The organism is Pedobacter riviphilus, from assembly GCF_014692875.1.
Taxonomy (GTDB): domain Bacteria; phylum Bacteroidota; class Bacteroidia; order Sphingobacteriales; family Sphingobacteriaceae; genus Pedobacter; species Pedobacter riviphilus.
Window position 1 is genome coordinate 4,675,864 of sequence record NZ_CP061171.1, and the last position, 19,179, is coordinate 4,695,042.

At 37.8% G+C, this 19,179-nt stretch carries 19 protein-coding genes; 6 read left to right on the forward strand and 13 right to left on the reverse strand.

From position 1 onward, the window contains the following. The first annotated feature begins 60 nt into the window (after positions 1-60). The gene (locus H9N25_RS19215) at positions 61-1,701 is read left to right on the forward strand and encodes a glycoside hydrolase family 43 protein (protein ID WP_190326912.1); all 1,641 of its coding nucleotides are present in this window, start codon (positions 61-63) and stop codon (positions 1,699-1,701) included. Positions 1,702-1,705: 4 nt separating this feature from the next. Continuing rightward, complete coding sequence (locus tag H9N25_RS19220) at positions 1,706-2,497, forward strand: rhamnogalacturonan acetylesterase (protein WP_190326913.1); 792 nt, start codon at positions 1,706-1,708, stop codon at positions 2,495-2,497. 28 nt (positions 2,498-2,525) lie between these two features. Here H9N25_RS19220 and H9N25_RS19225 read toward each other — a convergent pair whose 3' ends face one another. Further along, positions 2,526-2,777, reverse strand: coding sequence for a DUF6814 family protein (locus tag H9N25_RS19225; protein ID WP_190326914.1), 252 nt, complete (start codon positions 2,775-2,777; stop codon positions 2,526-2,528). Between the two features lie 11 nt (positions 2,778-2,788). Beyond that, entirely contained in the window at positions 2,789-4,312 is a 1,524-nt protein-coding gene (locus H9N25_RS19230; RefSeq protein WP_190326915.1) for an MFS transporter, read from the reverse strand. 150 nt (positions 4,313-4,462) lie between these two features. Here H9N25_RS19230 and H9N25_RS19235 point away from each other — a divergent pair, with 150 nt between their 5' ends. After that, the gene (locus H9N25_RS19235; RefSeq protein ID WP_167295732.1) at positions 4,463-5,353 is read left to right on the forward strand and encodes a bestrophin family protein; all 891 of its coding nucleotides are present in this window, start codon (positions 4,463-4,465) and stop codon (positions 5,351-5,353) included. A 34-nt stretch (positions 5,354-5,387) separates the two neighbouring features. Here the strand turns inward: H9N25_RS19235 and H9N25_RS19240 are convergent, their stop codons facing one another. The 4 genes from H9N25_RS19240 to H9N25_RS19255 form a co-directional block, all read right to left on the reverse strand. After that, positions 5,388-5,933: a TlpA family protein disulfide reductase gene (locus H9N25_RS19240; RefSeq protein ID WP_190326916.1), complete on the reverse strand. Its 546-nt coding sequence runs from the start codon at positions 5,931-5,933 to the stop codon at positions 5,388-5,390. 68 nt (positions 5,934-6,001) lie between these two features. Further along, positions 6,002-7,288 carry a hypothetical protein gene (locus H9N25_RS19245; protein ID WP_223833439.1) on the reverse strand — a complete coding sequence of 429 codons (1,287 nt, stop codon included), beginning with the start codon at positions 7,286-7,288 and terminating at the stop codon, positions 6,002-6,004. Between the two features lie 141 nt (positions 7,289-7,429). Further along, positions 7,430-7,957: a hypothetical protein gene (locus H9N25_RS19250; protein WP_223833440.1), complete on the reverse strand. Its 528-nt coding sequence runs from the start codon at positions 7,955-7,957 to the stop codon at positions 7,430-7,432. Next, complete coding sequence (locus H9N25_RS19255; protein WP_407947441.1) at positions 7,950-8,459, reverse strand: RNA polymerase sigma factor; 510 nt, start codon at positions 8,457-8,459, stop codon at positions 7,950-7,952. Before H9N25_RS19255 ends, H9N25_RS19250 begins: the two co-directional genes overlap by 8 nt. A 690-nt stretch (positions 8,460-9,149) precedes the next feature. On the opposite strand from H9N25_RS19255, the gene H9N25_RS19260 reads away from it, so the two are divergent. Together H9N25_RS19260 and aspS are read left to right on the forward strand one after the other, a co-directional pair. Next, positions 9,150-9,554 carry a hypothetical protein gene (locus H9N25_RS19260; RefSeq protein ID WP_167295734.1) on the forward strand — a complete coding sequence of 135 codons (405 nt, stop codon included), beginning with the start codon at positions 9,150-9,152 and terminating at the stop codon, positions 9,552-9,554. 548 nt (positions 9,555-10,102) lie between these two features. Further along, positions 10,103-11,848 (forward strand): aspartate--tRNA ligase, encoded by a 1,746-nt coding sequence (aspS, locus tag H9N25_RS19265; protein ID WP_190326918.1) that lies wholly within the window; start codon positions 10,103-10,105, stop codon positions 11,846-11,848. A 181-nt stretch (positions 11,849-12,029) separates the two neighbouring features. Here aspS and H9N25_RS19270 read toward each other — a convergent pair whose 3' ends face one another. From H9N25_RS19270 to H9N25_RS19300, 7 genes are all read right to left on the reverse strand, one after another. Further along, entirely contained in the window at positions 12,030-12,467 is a 438-nt protein-coding gene (locus tag H9N25_RS19270) for a hypothetical protein (protein WP_167295740.1), read from the reverse strand. Then, the gene (locus H9N25_RS19275) at positions 12,454-12,831 is read right to left on the reverse strand and encodes a phage holin family protein (protein ID WP_167295741.1); all 378 of its coding nucleotides are present in this window, start codon (positions 12,829-12,831) and stop codon (positions 12,454-12,456) included. Before H9N25_RS19275 ends, H9N25_RS19270 begins: the two co-directional genes overlap by 14 nt. A gap of 54 nt (positions 12,832-12,885) precedes the next feature. Beyond that, complete coding sequence (locus H9N25_RS19280) at positions 12,886-13,152, reverse strand: YtxH domain-containing protein (RefSeq protein WP_057930800.1); 267 nt, start codon at positions 13,150-13,152, stop codon at positions 12,886-12,888. Positions 13,153-13,225: 73 nt separating this feature from the next. Beyond that, positions 13,226-14,275, reverse strand: a complete 1,050-nt coding sequence (locus tag H9N25_RS19285) for an AI-2E family transporter (RefSeq protein ID WP_167295742.1) — start codon at positions 14,273-14,275, stop codon at positions 13,226-13,228. A 64-nt stretch (positions 14,276-14,339) separates the two neighbouring features. Beyond that, positions 14,340-15,755 (reverse strand): sigma-54-dependent transcriptional regulator, encoded by a 1,416-nt coding sequence (locus H9N25_RS19290; RefSeq protein ID WP_190326919.1) that lies wholly within the window; start codon positions 15,753-15,755, stop codon positions 14,340-14,342. A 150-nt stretch (positions 15,756-15,905) separates the two neighbouring features. Continuing rightward, complete coding sequence (locus tag H9N25_RS19295) at positions 15,906-16,685, reverse strand: enoyl-CoA hydratase/isomerase family protein (protein WP_167295744.1); 780 nt, start codon at positions 16,683-16,685, stop codon at positions 15,906-15,908. A 3-nt stretch (positions 16,686-16,688) separates the two neighbouring features. Next, positions 16,689-17,111 (reverse strand): cobalamin B12-binding domain-containing protein, encoded by a 423-nt coding sequence (locus H9N25_RS19300; protein WP_223833441.1) that lies wholly within the window; start codon positions 17,109-17,111, stop codon positions 16,689-16,691. Positions 17,112-17,370: 259 nt separating this feature from the next. Between H9N25_RS19300 and H9N25_RS19305 the strand changes: the two genes are divergently transcribed. Continuing rightward, a complete protein-coding gene (locus tag H9N25_RS19305; protein ID WP_190326920.1) occupies positions 17,371-19,026 on the forward strand; it encodes a glutamine--tRNA ligase/YqeY domain fusion protein in 1,656 nt (551 codons plus the stop codon). Positions 19,027-19,179: the final 153 nt, after the last annotated feature.

Genomic DNA, 19,179 nt, shown 5'->3' on the forward strand with positions numbered 1-19,179 from the left:
GATTGGGAATGACGTAACGCTAGATAAATAACTGACCAAATATTAAAACATCATTGTATAATGAAATATCTATTTAGTTTAATCCTTATTTTAAGCTTTAGCATAAATACCTTTGCCCAACCCGCTCCAAAAAGTGGGTATATATCTAAAGTTTGGGTTTCCGACTTAGGCAACGGAATGTATAAGAATCCGATAATCAATGCCGATTATTCTGATCCTGATGCTATCCGTGTAGGAGATGATTTTTACATGGTCGCTTCGAGTTTCGATGCTATACCCGGATTACCGATTCTGCATTCGAAAGATCTGGTCAACTGGAAAATAATTGGTCATGCGTTAAAACGTCAGCCTCCATTTGAACATTTCGAAAAAACACAACATGGCAATGGTGTTTGGGCACCTTCTATCCGCTACCGCAATGGTGAATTTTATATTTATTATCCAGATCCTGATTTTGGCATTTATTTAACCAAAGCAAAAACCATAACAGGAGCGTGGTCTGTACCAAAACTAGTGATTGCAGGTAAGGGATTGATTGATCCCTGCCCGTTTTGGGATGAAGATGGCAAAGCATACCTGGCTTATGCCTATGCAGGGAGCCGTGCAGGAATAAAAAGTGTACTAGCCATTATGCCGCTCACTAGCGACGGCTCAGAAACAACTGAAACAGGCAGAATTGTTTATGATGGGCATGAATTAGATCCAACCGTTGAAGGGCCAAAATTTTATAAACGCAACGGTTATTATTATTTGTTTGCACCAGCCGGGGGCGTTTCTACAGGCTGGCAACTAATTTTGAGAAGTAAGCATATTTACGGTCCATATGAAAGGAAAATAGTAATGGATCAAGGGAAATCTTCCGTAAATGGTCCTCATCAGGGTGCCTGGGTAAATACTCAAACAGGTGAGGATTGGTTTCTTCATTTCCAGGACAAAGATGCTTATGGCCGCGTGATTCACCTGCAGCCTATGAAATGGGTCAATAACTGGCCTGTTATTGGGCTTGATGCAGATGGCGATGGTAAAGGCGAACCGGTTATCTCCTATAAAAAACCAAATGTAGGTAAGGTTTATCCGATTGAAACACCGATAGAGAGTGATGAGTTTGAAACCTCAAAACTAGGCTTGCAATGGCAATGGCAGGCCAATCCGCAGACTACCTGGTTATTTACTGATGCAGGCAAGGGTTTATTAAAGTTATATACTTCGAAAATTCCCGACGATGCCAAAAATCTTTGGGATGTTCCAAACCTGTTGATGCAGAAATTTCCTGCTGATGAATTTATGGCAACAACAAAACTCTTGTTTAAACCTAACCCAAAACTGGAAAACGAAAAAACGGGTTTGGTGGTGCTGGGGAGAAGTTATGCGCAGATTAGTATTAAAAGCAAAAAAGATGGATTGTACCTTGTGTACGGTGTTTGCCAAAGTGCCGACAAGGGAAAAACCGAAAATGAAAAGGAAATTACCAAGCTAAAATCGGGATTGGTATATTTTAGGGTTAAAGTTACCACTGGTGCAAAATGTCAGTTTAGTTATAGTGAAGATGGAACTCGTTTTACTGATGTAGGAGATGAGTTCCAGGCAACCGCGGGCCAATGGATCGGCGCAAAAATGGGAATATTTGCCTCCAGAGATACCCAAACCAATGATTCAGGAATTGCCGAATACGATTGGTTCCGTGTACAAGCAATAAAATAACAAGATGAAAAAACATAAATACCTTATCGCAGCCCTTGGCACCGTTTTACTGATGTCATTCATTATAAAACCCAAACCTGTTAAGGTTTATTTAATCGGCGATTCTACCGTAGCAGACTATACTTTAGATGAAGGTTATCTACAGAAAAAGTATCCCCTTACAGGTTGGGGACAGGTTTTTCAACAATTCTTTAAAAAAGACAGCTTAAAAAAATTAAGCAGGCTGATTAAAAGCGACAGCGCTTTAGTTATTGATAAGGCAAAAGGGGGAAGAAGCACCAGAACTTTTTTTGAAGAGGTAAGGTGGAAAGAAGTTTTATCAGCCTTAGAAAAGAATGACCTGGTATTGATCCAGTTTGGGCACAACGATGCCGCAAAAGACAAACCTGAACGTTATGTTGATATTCCGGGTTATAAAGACTTTTTAAGGATGTACGTGAAAGAAACAAGGGCGAAGGGTGCTTTACCGATCCTGATTACACCGGTTACCCGCAATTACCCCTGGAAAGATGGCAAACTGGGCAGTGCCCATGGCGAGTATCCACAAGCGGTGAAAGATGTTGCCCAAGAATTAAACGCACCCATTATAGATCTAACCTCACTTTCTGCAAGTTTTTTCACCACAAAAGGCAATGAATTTGTAAGCAAGCATTACTTTATGAATTTAGACTCCGCAAAATATGAAGCTTATCCAAAAGGCCAAAAAGATAACACCCACTTCCAACCAGAAGGCGCCAAAGCAGTTGCGCAGTTGGTTTACAATGAATTAAAAAATATCAACCGCAAGGCTAATTAAGGAAAAAATATACCTAACAGCCTATAGATTACAATTCATCCGAACTTTCCGGCAAGTGATCGTACTCACCTTTCCATGCATAAAAGCCAAATATCATCAAGCCCAAACTAATTGGGAGGAAAATAAACAAGATAATTGCCCATTGCAGAATGGTATTGGTACGCTCCAGATCTGTGTGGGTTAAGCCCACTTTATCTATTGCCTGCATAAACAAAAAAGTCATTGTTAACGGACCTAAAACCATCCAAATCAATCCTAAAAATTTCTTTAACGTATTCATCTTCTTCTTATCTAATCGTTAATATTTTCGTCTCTTTTATTTGATAAATAAATTGCGCCAATAACCAAACTCAATGCGGCTATACCTATCGGATACCAAAGGCCGGATAATGGCGTAGCGCCAGAAAAGCTTGCAATTAGTGTTGCAATAAATGGCACAAGCCCTCCAAATACACCGTTACCGATATGATAAGGCAGCGACATAGAGGTATACCTGATTTTAGTCGGGAATAACTCCACAAGAAAAGCCGCAATTGGTCCATAAACCATGGTTACCAGCAAAATCTGGAAGAAGATTAAGCCAACAAATTTCCAGAATACTGGTTTAGGCAAAACTTTATCTTTTACCACTTCTTTGCCTAAGAGGATTCCTTTTGTTGCAGAAACCGTATCGGTTTGAACCTTGTTAAAAGAAGCACCATTTCTAAGCATTACTTTAGTAGAAACTGTTCGTAAACTATCAGTTGAGTTCGCAATTAAAATCGAAGTTACTGGAGCTGGAGTAACAGATAAAATATCAGTCTGTTCAATTTTTGTATAATCGGTATCGTCTAAAAACATTTGATAAATTGGACGATAGAATAGAATACCCAAAAGCATACCGCTCAGCATAATCCATTTCCGGCCAACCTTATCGCTCCAGGCACCAAACACCACAAAAAACGGTGTGGCAAAAGCTATTCCCCAGAGCAAAATATATCTCGAATCGTTAAAATCCAGCTTACAGGTATTCTCTAAAAACGACTGTGCATAAAACTGCCCCGTATACCAGATTACCCCTTGCCCCATAGTAGCACCAAACAGCGCCAGAAGTACCATTTTAAAATTCGCTTTGTTGTTAAAGCTCTCTTTCAATGGATTTTTTGAGACATTTCCTTCGGCCTTCAATTTAGAAAACATGGGCGATTCGTGCATTTTCATGCGGATATAAATCGAAACTACAACCAATACGATCGATAATAGAAAAGGGATTCTCCAGCCCCAATCACCAAAGGTTTCGGCGCCCAAAATGTTTTTTGTGATTACGATAATCCCCAACGAAAGGAATAAACCCAGTGTTGCGGTGGTTTGGATCCAGCTGGTAAAAAAGCCCCGTTTATCTTTAGGTGCGTGCTCTGCTACATAAGTTGCAGCCCCACCATACTCTCCGCCAAGGGCTAATCCTTGAATCAGCCTTAATATTAAAACCAAAATTGGGGCAGCATAGCCGATACTTTTATAAGAAGGGATTAAACCGATAAAAAATGTCGATCCACCCATCAGCACCAAAGTGAGCAAGAAAGTATATTTCCTGCCAATTAAATCGCCAAGCCTGCCGAAAACCAATGCACCAAACGGACGAACAATAAAACCCGCGGCAAAAATAGCCAAAGTATTAATGAGTGCCGATGCACCCGCATCTCCTGGAAACAGCTGATGGCCAATGATAACCGCAAGGCTACCAAAAATGTAAAAATCATACCATTCAATCAGTGTGCCTAAAGATGATGCACCGATTACTTTAAAAATATTGTTCTTGGGTAAATTGTCGCTCATAAGTAATAAGAGTATTTGGTTTCCCAAGATAAACATTTGAATGACAATCGGCAACCTGTACTGTTTGTCATTTAATTTGTTACATAACCAAACATTTCGGCTTTAGTTTTGTATTTTCATCCGTAACGAATTTATTTTCCATCAGATTATATGCTTTTAATACAAAACATTAGATTAAGTAGAATTTTAAGAAATACGTGGCAGGTTGATCTGATCATGATTGCCTCCTGTACCGCAGCTTACTTTGTACGCGAATATTTAATTGCACATCATTTTTCCATTCCATCTATTATTCCAACAGTTTTAGGGACGGCTATTGCCTTTTTTATTGGTTTTAACAATAACCAGGCTTATGATAGATGGTGGGAAGCCCGAAAAATATGGGGTGCTTTGGTAAATGATTCACGCTCCTTTGCAAGGGCTTTGATTAATTATGTTGAGGAGGATGAAGAAAGCGCAAAACGCATGATTTACAGGCACATTGCATTTTTATATGCTTTAAAGGCTAACTTGAGGGGAGCGGTAGATGAAATTTACACCAAGTATTTATCTGAGGCAGATTTAAAGGAAATTAGGAAACACAATAATGCACATAATGCCATTTTAAATATCCAATCGAGAGATTTACAAAAATTATCAAAAGCAAATGTTATTGATGGTTTCCGTTTTATTGAGATCAATGAGATGCTTACACGGTTTTCCGATTCTATGGGTATGAGCGAACGGATTAAAAACACCATATTCCCTACTACCTATACATATTTAACTAAAGTGTTTATCTGGCTATTTGTGGTAACATTCACCCTGGTAATCAGTCAGGATGCAGGGCCCGCAGCCATATTTTTGGGCTGGTTAATCGGTTTCGTATTTGTATCTACGCAGATTAATGGAATGAGCTTGGTTAACCCTTTCGAAAATAATTCGGCGGGCGTTCCGCTTAACCAGATTACCAGAACGATAGAGATTAATCTTTTGCAAATGCTAGAAGAAGACGAGATTCCAGAGCCTGTTAAGCCAATTAATGATGAATATGTTCTTTAAGTTTTTATCGTTTCTTCCCTGTTTTCGGAAATTATTAATTACCTGTTAATGTACTTTTTAACTTCTCTTCAAAAAGTACCGATTTAGCTTTAAACTGTGGGTCGGAAAAGGAAATATTAGCAGTAGCGTAAATAATCTTTCCATTTTTTCCTACCAAAATATTTGACGGAAAGCCGTGGTTGATATTCAGTTTTCGGATCTCATCTTTACTCAATGATATAATTTCGTATCTGTAACCGTTCCGTTTCTGAAAGTGCCTGGCACTGGCGGGGCTATCATGGGTAATCCCGATAAACCTTACGGCCTTTTTACCATATTTAGCCACCAGGTTATTTAATTCGGGTATTTCGGCTATACAGGGCGGGCATTTTTCGAACCAAAAGTTAATCACTACTACCTGATTTTTTAAATCGGTATTGGAGAATTGTTTTTTATTGATGGTTAAACCGTTAAAAGGCGGTAAATCTTTACCTATTAAATCTTCAAAAAAAGTTTCCTGCGTAGCCCATTTAACCGGAGCATCTTGAGCCAATGCTGTGAAAGAAAAAACAGAGAATAGTAGAATAAGGTAAGTTTTCATCAGCGCTAAATATAAAAAAAGTCCTACCAATTTGGCAGGACTTCAAGGTTTGTTTGGTTTAGAAAATCTTATTTAAATGTAACTGAACCATATTCGGTTTTAATGGATACGTTTGCAGCACCACCACTACCAATTTTACCAGTATATTTTTTAGTTTCATCGTCTTTACTTACCAGGTTTGATGTTACGTTCGAACCATATTTAAAGCCCGCGTACGAAGTAGAAACATTAAAGTTTGCATTATAACGATCTGCGAAGCCCAATCCGATGCTTACATATTCGCCTCCGAATGTGAAATTTTTACACGCTGGGGTAATTTCGCTCACATTTAAACGGTTGTAATCCATTTTGATATTAGCATCGCCATTTAGTGCGCCTAAAGTAACATTCGAATATTCTGCATTCACTGCAATTTTCCCTGCCGATGCAATATTTAAATCGCCATAAGCCTGTTTAGCAACCGTATTGCCTTTAACCGTATTGATGTTTACTTTAGCATATTCTGAATTTAAAAGTAAGTTGCCTCCAATCGTCCCAATGGTTAATCCTCTACCATACTGTACTTTAATATCAGCAGATTTTCTGATCGTATTAATGTTTACAGCAACATATTCTGCATTAAGTTCTAAGGTACCAACAGCACCAATGGTTACAGGCCCGTTATATTCGTGCTTTACTACAGCAGCATTTAAGTCCTGAATATCGCATTTACCATACTGAACATTAATGTAGTTGTTAGTATTACTTAAGTTACCAGCTACAAGGTTACCATATTCTACTTTTAAGGAGGTTGGCCCTGCGAAATTACCCATTTCTACATTACCATATTGCTGTAGAACCGTTAAGGGGTTTACTGCTGGCATAAATACGGTATAGCTTACTTTTACTTCTCGCCTCCAGGTAGTTACGCCATTTTTCATTCCACGTCCATAACGTCCGCTTCTGTCGCCCATGTTGGTTTTGATAGAAACTACATCACCATTTTTAGCAGCATCGATATTCACGCCATCAATCAATTTCTGTACATCGCTGTCTGAATTGCTATAAGCTTTAATATCTACATCCACTCGCACTTCTTTTTTATCCCAGGTTTTGATTAGGATAGATCCGTATTGGTTGTTTAAATTAACCTTATCGTTATTATCTACACTAAAACTCTTGCTAAAAGATTTCGAACGTTCGGCATCACCGCCTGCTTGCTTATACTTTGAAGTGTTAACCATCGCCAGTGTTGACGATTTCTCTACATTTTCTATAACTATTTTCTCTGATGGACTATTCACCACCCCTTCTTGCGCATTAGTTTTTACGGCAATTAAAGCCATAAAGGCTAAAAGTATTTTTATTGTTTTCATGTTGTTAATTGTTAAACATTAAAGGGCTTAAAACCTGCCGGCTGGCATAAGCAATTTAATGTGGTGAGCGTACGTTGTTGGTATCAAGTAGCGAGAATCGGATATCAAGACCAATCTGGCTATTATTTTATTGCGTTTACCTTAAATCTGGTTAACCCTTTTGTAATCGTCAACCTGGTTAATAATTAATAATTGTTGTTTTAATAGCTGTAGTTGTATTTCGCGGTTTTTAACCATGGCCTTTACCACAAAAGTTTGGTTAGGCGAAGTTGGCAGCTCTGCTTTTAATCTTTCATAATCTTCATCAAGCTTTTTCAGATCGGCAGTAAATTTTTTATACAACTCTGGATTTGCCGAGGCGAAAATGGCCAAGCTATCTCTTTTTTCAGTAATTAAACCCGCAAAATGAACCTCTTTCTTTGCATACGAGGCACTAACGTCGGCTATTTCTAAATCTTTGTTTTGTAATTTTCCTACGTATAACCAAACTAAACCGAAAACCACCACGATAGCTGCTGCTGCACTCATCCATAAATAAAGTTTTACAGGCTTTTTTTTCTTCTTGTTGTCTAATTCCTGTTCAATCTTTGCCCAAAGCCCTGCCGATGGTTCCATTACATCGAAGGCTTTACGGTTTTCCTTTACAAAGGTTTCTAATCTATTATTCATCTCTCATCCCTTTCTGTTCTAAAATACTTTTTAACTTCTTTTTCGCCCTCATATATTGCGTGCGACTGGTATTTTCACTAATTTTTAAAATATGTGCAATCTCTTCATGGTCGTAACCCTCTAAAAGATATAAACTCAACACCACTCTATAGCCATCTGGCAATTCGGTAATGGCTGCCCTAATTTCATCAGCTTGCAACCGTACTTCACTGTCGTCAAAGCTATCCTCATCAGGCACTTCCGATAGCTCATCGGTACTTACAAACTCCATCTTACGTTTACGCAAATAATTGATGGATTTGTTGATCACAATCTGCTTTAACCAAAGTCCGAAAGTGGTTTCCTGCCTAAAATCTACAATTCTGGTAAACGCATCCAGAAAAGCTTCCTGTAAAACATCTTCAGCCTCTTCTTCGTAATTTAAAATGCGCAGCGCCACATTATACATGGCCTTTGCATACAATTTGTACAATTCAAACTGTGCTGCACGGCTGCCCTGCATGCATTTTTTTACTAGCTCTAGGTTCTTATCGATGTATACGGCTTCCAAAATTTCGAATATTCTGATTATAAGACATAAGGGATTTTAAAACGTTGCATCAAGGTAGAAAAAAAGTTGAGAAATATGTTAATACAGTATTAAGATAGAATCAAATATCCGATCATGCCGAGGAAGGAAGCATCACGCTCCAATGAAATAAGCCCTTTCATTTCCTAAAAAGAAAAATCACTTTATTATTATTAATGGCAAATGAGCGGTTCTGCGCTTTTGGCTTTTTCAGCCCCGCTTTTTGGTACGAGTTCCGATGAAGGATCGGAAGCTCTTCCCGGCAATCGGGTTTATTTGACAAAGTTTGGTGCCCTGAAGCAAACCCCTGTTAACTAAACCCGACAGGAGCGAGCATCCCGATTTTTCATCGGGATAAAGCGGATGGCGGGGCTACAGTACCTATGAAATACTAACCTTTCATTTCCTAAAAAGAAAAACATTTTATTATTAATAGGAAATGAGCAGTTCTGTGCTTGAAGCAAACCGCTGTATCTATGAAATACTAACCTTTCATTTCCAAAACCTAAAAATAATTTATACTCAATACAAAACAAGCATCTTCATGTTCGGATATTTGTGGAAAATCAGCTACCTGACCATCATAAATTTGAAATCCCTGAAACAAACAATTAACTTCATGCCATGGAAACCGATTTAATCATTTCAGCAATAAACGAGATACACAAAAAAGCAGATCAGGCTTTAGAAAATAAAGATATAACGGCCTATACTGCGATGTTTGATGATAGCTTAACTTTTACCCCCGCAGAAGGTATAGCGCTTAATAAACGTGATTATACAATTGATTTAAAAAAGTATTTTGGCCATATTAAGGAAATCCATACCAGTTATTACCGCATTAAATCTTCTCTGGAAAACGAAGTTTTTACCGAAAAAATTGCCCGAAAATCAGTCATTTTAAAGCCAAAACTGCTTATTTTTTCTAAAAAACAAACTATCCAAACCGAAGAAATTTACCATTGGAAAAATATTAAAGGCGAATGGAAAGCAATCGCTATTGAAATCGTACTGGAAGAGAAATATTAATGAACGAAGATAAATTGGTAAAATCCTAGTTTATTAAGCAAATCAAATATTATAGCCACCTAAATATTAGTTTCTTACTTTTTTGACTTACATCAAAGTTTAAGATTTTTAATGGCTGCACCTTTGCAACATTATAGATTATAAATTAAACAAATCAAAAATGAAAAAAGAACATTTCAAATACATCAACACACTTTTCGTGGTTATTCCTATGACATTAATTATGGCGTTTGTGGGTTTAATGCGCAACTATGGTTTTGGCGAGGGCTGGTTACAGATTAATCTGAATTCATTAATAGTCAAAAATAATGTTTTTGTGATTCTTTGGCTAGTGCGATCGTCATGCTGAATTTATTTCAGCATCTTTCCAGCAAAAAAGACCCTGAAATAAATTCAGGGTGACGTATCCAAAGGACATCCTTCTCATATTAAACTTGGACAAAAAAGTCTTCAAAATGCAAACTTTTGATTGCTTAAAAAACCTTTAGTTATAGCATTAACTTTAAAACAAAATCGGTATTTTTGCCGCTCAATTTAGATTACAATATATGTTAAGAACAGTAACTTGTGGTGCATTAAACCTAAATAACTTAGGCGAAAGTGTTACGCTATGTGGTTGGGTACAAAAATCAAGAGATTTAGGCGGTATGACTTTTATCGACATCCGCGATCGTTATGGTATTACCCAGTTGGTTTTTAACATGGACGATAATAAAGCGCTTTGTGAAACTGCACGAACTTTAGGACGTGAGTTTGTAATTAAAGCGATAGGTACCGTTGTAGAAAGAAGCAATAAAAACCCAAAAATGTCGACCGGGGATGTGGAGATTAAAGTTTCTGCTTTAGAGATTTTAAATGCAGCAAAATTACCGCCCTTCATGATCGATGACGAAACAGACGGCGGCGATGAGCTGCGCATGAAATACCGTTATTTAGATTTACGCCGTAATCCGGTTCGCAATAATCTGGTTTTACGTCATAAAATGGCACAATCGGTTCGCCGTTATTTAGATGCTTTGGATTTTATCGAAGTAGAAACACCTGTGTTGATTAAATCTACACCAGAAGGTGCAAGAGATTTCGTGGTGCCTAGCCGCATGAACGAAGGCGAGTTTTATGCTTTGCCTCAATCGCCACAAACCTTCAAACAATTGTTAATGGTTTCGGGTTTCGACCGTTATTTCCAGATTGTAAAATGTTTCAGGGATGAAGACTTAAGAGCCGACCGTCAACCAGAGTTTACCCAGATCGACTGCGAAATGTCTTTCATCGAACAAGAAGATATATTAAACACTTTTGAAGGGCTGATCCGTACTTTATTTAAAGAAGTGCGTAATTACGATTTACCGGAAGTACCGCGTATGCAATATGCAGATGCGATGCGTTTATACGGTTCTGACAAACCTGATACCCGTTTTGCCATGCAGTTTGTTGAGCTTAACCATTTGGTAAAAGGCAAAGGCTTCCCGGTTTTCGATAATGCGGAGCTAGTGGTTGGTATCAATGCAAAAGGTGCGGCAAGTTATACACGTAAGCAGTTAGATGAATTAACCGATTTCATCAAACGTCCGCAGATTGGTGCTACAGGTTTGATTTATGCGCGTCATAACGAAGACGGAACCATTAAATCATCAGTAGATAAATTTTTTAACGAAGAAGATCTTAAACAGTGGAGCGAAGCTTTCGGTACAGAAAAAGGCGATTTATTATTGATTTTAGCCGGCTCTACCGATAAAGTACGCAAACAGTTAAATGAGCTTCGTTTAGAAATGGGTAACCGCTTAGGTTTACGCGATAAAAACACATTCTCTGCCCTTTGGGTATTGGATTTCCCACTTTTAGAATGGGATGAAGAAACTGAACGTTACCATGCGATGCACCACCCGTTCACTTCTCCAAAACCTGAAGATATTGCTTTATTGGACACTAAACCTGGCGAAGTACGCGCCAATGCTTACGATATGGTAATCAACGGAACCGAAGTTGGTGGCGGATCGATCCGTATCCACGACAGGGCTTTACAGGCTTTAATGTTTAAACATTTAGGTTTCAGTGCAGAAGAAGCGCAAAAACAATTTGGTTTCTTGATGGATGCTTTTGAATTTGGTGCACCTCCTCATGGCGGTATTGCCTTTGGTTTCGATCGTTTAACCTCAATTTTCGCAGGTTTAGATTCCATCCGTGATGTGATTGCTTTCCCTAAAAACAACTCTGGAAGAGATGTAATGATCGATAGTCCAAGCACTATTGATGAGAAGCAATTGAAAGAATTGAAGATTAAGACAGATTTATAGACAGATCCGTCATGCTGAACTTGTTTCAGCATCTTTTTAAGAAGACCCTGATCCCGATGTAAAATCGTGGCAGAGTGACAAAACGCATAAAAAAGCCTCAGGATTTAGAACCCTGAGGCTTTTGATTTAAGATCATTTTGGCAATTGCTCAAAATGAACAAATGGCTAATGAACCATTTAACTAATACGTTTCACTATCAGGCGGAATGCCGTAGTCTACAAATTTCTTTTCTTTTTTCTCTTTCTTTTTTCCCAACCAGCTCTTAACTGAATTAAAAATTGCCGACAAATGTTCCGCATCAAGCGATTTACCAATTTTGCCTGAAACCAGACCTACAGCCGCTTTGGTTAAAAAACCAGCACCTCTAAATAGGGTTTTATTCATAAACATCGGCAAAAGCAACGACATGGCAGTTCCGCTAATATTTAATTTTTCGTCAACTTTAAACAGGTTACTTGGTGTAGCGTATCTTTTTATCAATGCACCCAAGGTAAACTGGTGAAAGTAAGTCTTTGAATCTGATTTAAGCATATTCTGCTTAAGGGTGTATTCAACCTTAAGTTCTAATTTTCTAGCCTGCAGGTCTTCTAAGTTACGGATGTCTTTATACCTTCTCATCTTCCTCCTTATCTGCAAGTTTATCAAAGTATCTTCTAATGGCTACATTAATAATTGCCTTTTCAATATACTTATCTTTAGTTAAATAAACACCTAGTGCGATTAGAATATAGAATAAGGAAACGCAGCCAAAGCCTCCAGCATAACTACCTAAAAGATCAGACAGATAAAGCGCCAAAGTTACTGAGCCAAATAGAAAGGCCAATATAAAACAAACAATAACTACCGTACTGGTTACTAAATCGGCAAAAACTTTAGAGACTTTTTCTACCAGGTAAAGTCTTGTATACTCAACCCTGGCCTCTAAAAAACCCTTGGCATCGTCTACAAGATCTTCAATGCTTTTATCTTTATTTTCCTGCATAATTCAGATTGATATTTAACCGGGCAGTTGCCCGGCTATGCAATATTTTATTTATTACGCGTGCTCTACGTCGTCGCTGTATTCTTCTTCTACGCTTCTTAGTTTTGTTTTGATTGAGCTTACTACTTTATCCTTTAAGCTAGCAAGGTGGTTAATTTCATCAGCAGCTTTATCCTTGATAGAATCGCCTAAATCTTTTAGCGATTGGCTTAGTTTATCGCGGGTTTCATCACCTTTATCTGGTGCGAACAAAATTCCTAGAGCCGCACCGGCAGCTAATCCGGCTAAAAGCGCAACTACAACTTTTGAGTTATCATTCATAATTAATGTATTTTAAGGGTTTAACAATTATGTACAATATAAAACTACTATATTATTTATTGTTAAGCTATATTTATAACTCCGTATGCTCGTTATTTGTTTTAATTCTTTCCAATCTTTCTGATGCAAGCGTACTGGTTTCGTAAATCTTAACGAGCAATATAAAATAAGATAACAGTAGCGGGCCAAAAACAAGGCCCAATATTCCAAATAAAGGGATACCAATAATTACGCCAATTACTGTAATTATGGGATGAATATTGCCAACTTTTTTTGCAATGATAAACCTTAGCACATTATCGATATTGATAATGACTACAAAACCGAAAATAAGCATGGCCCAGCCAGCAAAATTATTACCGTTCGCAATCTGCAAAATCGCAGCCGGAACAAAAACAACAGGTGGCCCCAAAACAGGCACAAAAGAAATAAATGTTGTAATTACCCCCCAAAACACGGGATCTTTATAACCTAAAACATAAAAGGAAAGACTCAAAAGCGAACCTTGAACAAGGCAGATCAGCCCTTGACCCAGTACATTTGCATAAGTTGTATTGCGCATTTCATCGCCAAAACGAAGTGCATTCTGCTCCCTGAACGGCGCATATTTAATCAGTGAAAATTCGAATTTTTTCCGCTCTATTAACATAAAGTAGAGTAAAAAGTACATCACCAATAAGCTTAATATAATATTTACTGCACTCGATATTAAAGAAGGAAAAAGCTGAGTGGCCCAATTCCCTAAACGGTTTAATCCTTCTTGAATAAGATCCTGATTAATTTTAACCGGGATAAGATGCTGTAATTTAACCAGTAAATTCCTAAAAAAAACTTCATTGTTCTTCAATTCTGAAATTTTACTGATTACCATACTACTTAATGCATAAAAAGGCATTACAATGAGTATGATAGAAATGGCGATAAGAAAAATAGCTGTTACTCTTTTATTCCACCCTTTATTTTCTGCCAAATGAATATAGGCTGGCCGCATGATCGTATAAAGCACCAAAGTACTTAAAATAGCACTAAAAATACTTTGCAAAGAATATGCAATTAATACCCCAAGTGCAATAATAATAACCAGGTTAATGTTGTTGCGTTGTTTATAAGAGAATACTGACATATTTAGATAATAAGGTATTCTTTAAATGCTAAAATGGCTGATTTTGTTTTTCCCGATTTAAAATTTATACGTCATCACCAATCTCAACAAATTTGATTTTGTTGTAAAGCGTTTTCCTGTCGATGTTTAAGATTTTTGCCGCCTTGGTTTTATTGAAATTAACTGCTTTTAAAACTTCTAAAATAGCTGTATACTCTGCTTCTTTGGCTGCATTTCTCAAATCAAGTGATTTGACGTTATTGAGTTCCCGCTGAAAAAGAAGTGCTTTTTTATCCTGCTCCGCCTTAGGATAATCACTCATTCCAAGCTCCAATGGTAAAACATGGGTTTCTATCCTATTTCCATCTGTTAATAAAGCTATCCGCCTGATCACATTCTTCAGCTCGCGTACATTACCCGGCCAGTGGTATGTTAATAAACATTTCTTCACTTCATCAGAAAAGCCTTCAATGTTTTTATTCAATTCTTTGTTCACTGTAGCCAAAAAGTGCTCAGCAAAGATAAGGATATCATTATCCCGGTATTTCAATGATGGAACGTGTATAGAAAATTCATTAAAGCGATGGTACAAATCTTCCCTGAACGAGCCTTTCTTAATGCTTTCTACTAAATTTTCATTTGTAGCTACAATAAGCCGCACATCCAGATCTATCTCTTTCGTACTTCCAATCCGCTTTATTTTCCGCTCCTGTACAGCCCTGAGTAAAGTTGCCTGGATCTCGTAGGAAAGGTTGCCGATCTCGTCAAGAAATAATGTACCACCGTTAGCCTGCTCAAAGTGGCCAATTTTAGTGAAGACTGCTCCGGTAAATGCGCCTTTCTCGTGTCCAAAAAATTCACTTGCAGCTAAATCTTTGGTTAAAGAACCACAATCCATAGCGATGAAAGGTTCTTTGCTGCGTGCACTGTTCAGATGAATGGTTTTAGCAACACATTCTTTCCCGGTGCCGCTTTTCCCTGTTAAAATGACAGTATATCCTGTTGGTGCAACAAGCTGAATCTGTTTCAATAAAAGCACCGAAGCATCGCTTTCGCCATTTATATACTCAGGGCAATCTTGAAAATCGGAAAGATTGCCACCTGCATGTTCAAAATTTTGAGTTGATTTTAAATCTTCCTGCGTTTCAAGGGCCTTATTTATGGTATTTAAAATTTCATCCGGGTAAAGCGGTTTTACAATATAATCGAAAGCGCCAAGTTTTATTAATTCTACGGCAAGCTTAATATCCGAATAACCTGTAATAATGATAACACCTGTAGCTGGATAGTTTTCTTTAATGTGGATCAAAATTTCTTTTCCATCTGTATCATCCAACCGATAATCGCACAATACCAAATCGAACCGCTCTTTTTCTAGAATTTGTAGAACCGTTCTGCCGGTTGTTACATTTGAAACCTCAAATCCGTTTTTAGTCAAAAATTTGGATAGCAATAAACCGATGCTGATTTCATCGTCAACAATGAGTACCTTCTTTTTCATGAGTAGCGTTATTATAAAAACCCGTATGCAACCGTAGCTACGTTAAAGGTTAGTAAATGAATAACACACAAATTACTCAAAAAAAATTGCTTTGGAAAGCTTTTGCAATTATTTCCCGATATAAATCATCAAATTAATACTACATGCTTATTACTTTCCGGTGAAATTTGCTTTTCTTTTTTCAATAAACGCGGTTACCCCCTCCTTAAAATCGGCCGTTTCGAAACATTTACCAAATTCTTCAATTTCGGTAGCGTAGCCATTGTTGTTATTTACAGCTGCAATTACAGATTTTATTGCAGCTGAAATAGCTAGTGGTGCGCGTTGCTTAATCACATTCAGTATCTCTTCAGCCTTGCTAATTAGATCAGGCTGCGGAACAACATAATTTACAAGGCCTATTTTTTCTGCATCCGAAGCTGTGATCATATTTGCGGTAGTAATCATTTCTATTGCTTTACCTTTTCCAACCAATTGTGTAAGGCGTTGGGTACCGCCATAACCCGGAATTAAGCCTAAAGTAACTTCAGGTAAACCTAATTTTGCATGATCTGATGCGATGCGTATATGGCAGGCCATCGCCAACTCTAGTCCTCCGCCCAAAGCAAATCCATTAATTGCTGCAATAAATGGCTTTGAAGAATTTTCAATGGCATTAAAAACCAGATCATGACCACGTTTTGCTAAATCTTCTCCCTGTTTACCACTATAATCAGAAAATTCTTTAATATCTGCTCCTGCAACAAAGGCTTTTTCACCTGCTCCGGTTAAAATAACGCCCCTTACTTCATCAGTTTTACCAGCGAAAGCAATTACATCAGCCAGTTCGGCTAAAGTATCTTTATTTAAAGCATTCAGTGCTTTTTCACGGTTGATGGTAATGTATAAAATGTTTTCTTTAATCTCTGAAATTAAATTCTGGTATGCCATAGCTTAAAAATTTCTATTTTCTGTAACCCAATTCTGAATATATTCTACAATACTTGCCATTGTTGTACCTGGTGGAAATAGCTCCCCAACACCCATTTCTGCAAGTTTTAACCGATCTGCTTCCGGAATGATCCCTCCACCGGTTAACAACACATCATCTAACTGTTTTTCTTTCATAAAATGAATAATCTTTGGAAAAACCGTCATGTGCGCGCCCGATAGGATAGAAATCCCAATGGCATCAACATCCTCCTGAAGCGCTGTGTTTACCACCATTTCTGGTGTTTGGCGTAGGCCGGTATAAATTACTTCCATGCCTGCATCTCGTAAGGAAGTTGCAATTACTTTGGCTCCCCTGTCATGGCCATCTAATCCAACTTTAGCTACTAAAACGCGGATAGGCCGATTTAATACTTTGCTCATCATTCATATTAAGTTGATGTAAATGTATCGATTTTATTAGGTAATTGAGAAATAGGGAAAAAGCAAGTAATGGTTGAGGCTCATTGTTCAGAGTCGTGGTTTTCGACGGCGAATTAGCCTATAATACTAACATATTTGTTCTTTCATAGCACTATAATGAAGTTCTGGACTATCAACTATCAACTATGGACTAATAAACCCATAATCATTGTATAAATCCGCTCAATCTTTTTACATTTGCATTCCTAATTTACAGGTTTTTATGAGTGAAGAAAAGTCATTGAACTTTATTGAAGAAATTGTTGAGAACGACTTAAATAGTGGTAAGTACGAAACTTTGGTTACGCGTTTCCCGCCGGAACCTAATGGTTATCTACACATCGGCCACGCGAAAGCGATATGCTTAAATTTCGGACTAACACAAAAATACGGCGGCTATACCAACCTACGTTTTGACGATACCAACCCGGTAACTGAAAAAACAGAATACGTAACCAGCCAGCAGGAAGATATTAGATGGCTGGGTTTTAACTGGAAAAATGAATTATATGCCTCAGATTATTTTGACGAGCTGTATGGTTTTGCCATTAAACTGATCGAAAAAGGTTTGGCTTATGTTGACGAGAGTTCTGCAGATGAAATTGCAGCTTTAAAAGGCACGCCAACAGAACCAGGGCAGGATAGCCCGTATCGTAACCGCGGCATTGAAGAAAATTTAGACATTTTCACGAAAATGAAAAATGGCGAATTTCCTGATGGCGCATATATTTTGAGAGCAAAAATCGATATGGCCAGTCCGAATATGTTAATGCGCGATCCAATTATTTACCGCATCAAGCATGCCGAACATCACCGTACAGGTAACAAATGGTGCATTTACCCGATGTACGATTTTGCTCACGGGCAAAGTGATAGTATTGAAAACATCACGCACTCTATCTGTACATTGGAATATGTTTCGCACCGTGAACTGTATGATTGGTTTATCGAAAAATTAGAGATTTTCCCTTCGAAACAATATGAATTTGCCCGTTTAAACCTTACCAGCACGGTAATGAGTAAACGTAAGTTACTTCAACTGGTTAACGAAAACTTAGTAAATGGATGGGACGATCCGCGCATGCCTACCATTAGTGGTTTGCGTAGGAGGGGTTTTACACCGAAGAGTGTACGCGAATTTTGCGAACGTATTGGTATTGCCAAACGCGAAAATTTAATTGAGCTAAGTTTACTGGAATTTTGTATCCGCGAAGATTTAAATAAAACCGCTAACCGTGTAATGGCTGTTCTAGATCCAATTAAACTGGTGATTACAAATTACGAAAAAGGAACAGAAGATTTAATCGGCGAAAACAATCCAGAGGCTGAAGATGGTGGAGGTACACGTGTGATTCCTTTTAGCAACGAACTTTGGATAGAACGTGAAGATTTTATGGAAGTACCAGCAAAAAAATGGTTCCGTTTGGCACCAGGCGCAATGGTCCGCTTAAAATTCGCTTATATTGTTAAATGCGAAGATTTTGTGAAAGATGAAAACGGAAACGTAACCGAAATTCATTGCACTTATATTCCTGAATCGAAAAGTGGAAACGATACCAGCGGCGTAAATGTTAAAGGAACAATCCACTGGGTAAGTGTAGCACATGCTAAAACTGCCGAAATTCGTTTATACGATCGTTTATTTACCTCAGAAACGCCAGATGCTGAAGAAGGAGATTTTAAAGATTACTTAAATCCTGAAAGCTTAACGGTTTTACCTAACGCTTATATCGAGCCAGCATTGGCAACGGCAGATCTGGAAAGCCGTTATCAGTTTATCCGCAAAGGTTATTTCTGTTTAGATAAAGATTCTACAGCCGATAAATTGGTTTTCAATAGAACGGTAACCTTAAAGGATACGTTTAAGAAACCGAATTAATAAGCATTTTTAAATAGATAAACACGGATGAACACAGATTTATCCGTGTTTTTTTTTAGAAAAATTTTTGGGACTAATTGGTTAATGTTTGCAGAAACTATAGTTCATGGGGCTTGCTTAAAAGCTGATCATCAATATGAGTTTAATTTACGC

Coding starts and splice junctions, on each gene's coding strand:
- H9N25_RS19215 (WP_190326912.1), top strand. CDS start 61: ATGAAATATCTATTTAGTTTAATCCTTATTTTAAGCTTTAGCATAAAT.
- H9N25_RS19220 (WP_190326913.1), top strand. CDS start 1,706: ATGAAAAAACATAAATACCTTATCGCAGCCCTTGGCACCGTTTTACTG.
- H9N25_RS19225 (WP_190326914.1), bottom strand. CDS start 2,777: ATGAATACGTTAAAGAAATTTTTAGGATTGATTTGGATGGTTTTAGGT.
- H9N25_RS19230 (WP_190326915.1), bottom strand. CDS start 4,312: ATGAGCGACAATTTACCCAAGAACAATATTTTTAAAGTAATCGGTGCA.
- H9N25_RS19235 (WP_167295732.1), top strand. CDS start 4,463: ATGCTTTTAATACAAAACATTAGATTAAGTAGAATTTTAAGAAATACG.
- H9N25_RS19240 (WP_190326916.1), bottom strand. CDS start 5,933: ATGAAAACTTACCTTATTCTACTATTCTCTGTTTTTTCTTTCACAGCA.
- H9N25_RS19245 (WP_223833439.1), bottom strand. CDS start 7,288: ATGAAAACAATAAAAATACTTTTAGCCTTTATGGCTTTAATTGCCGTA.
- H9N25_RS19250 (WP_223833440.1), bottom strand. CDS start 7,957: ATGAATAATAGATTAGAAACCTTTGTAAAGGAAAACCGTAAAGCCTTC.
- H9N25_RS19255 (WP_407947441.1), bottom strand. CDS start 8,459: ATGCAGGGCAGCCGTGCAGCACAGTTTGAATTGTACAAATTGTATGCA.
- H9N25_RS19260 (WP_167295734.1), top strand. CDS start 9,150: ATGGAAACCGATTTAATCATTTCAGCAATAAACGAGATACACAAAAAA.
- aspS (WP_190326918.1), top strand. CDS start 10,103: ATGTTAAGAACAGTAACTTGTGGTGCATTAAACCTAAATAACTTAGGC.
- H9N25_RS19270 (WP_167295740.1), bottom strand. CDS start 12,467: ATGAGAAGGTATAAAGACATCCGTAACTTAGAAGACCTGCAGGCTAGA.
- H9N25_RS19275 (WP_167295741.1), bottom strand. CDS start 12,831: ATGCAGGAAAATAAAGATAAAAGCATTGAAGATCTTGTAGACGATGCC.
- H9N25_RS19280 (WP_057930800.1), bottom strand. CDS start 13,152: ATGAATGATAACTCAAAAGTTGTAGTTGCGCTTTTAGCCGGATTAGCT.
- H9N25_RS19285 (WP_167295742.1), bottom strand. CDS start 14,275: ATGTCAGTATTCTCTTATAAACAACGCAACAACATTAACCTGGTTATT.
- H9N25_RS19290 (WP_190326919.1), bottom strand. CDS start 15,755: ATGAAAAAGAAGGTACTCATTGTTGACGATGAAATCAGCATCGGTTTA.
- H9N25_RS19295 (WP_167295744.1), bottom strand. CDS start 16,685: ATGGCATACCAGAATTTAATTTCAGAGATTAAAGAAAACATTTTATAC.
- H9N25_RS19300 (WP_223833441.1), bottom strand. CDS start 17,111: ATGATGAGCAAAGTATTAAATCGGCCTATCCGCGTTTTAGTAGCTAAA.
- H9N25_RS19305 (WP_190326920.1), top strand. CDS start 17,371: ATGAGTGAAGAAAAGTCATTGAACTTTATTGAAGAAATTGTTGAGAAC.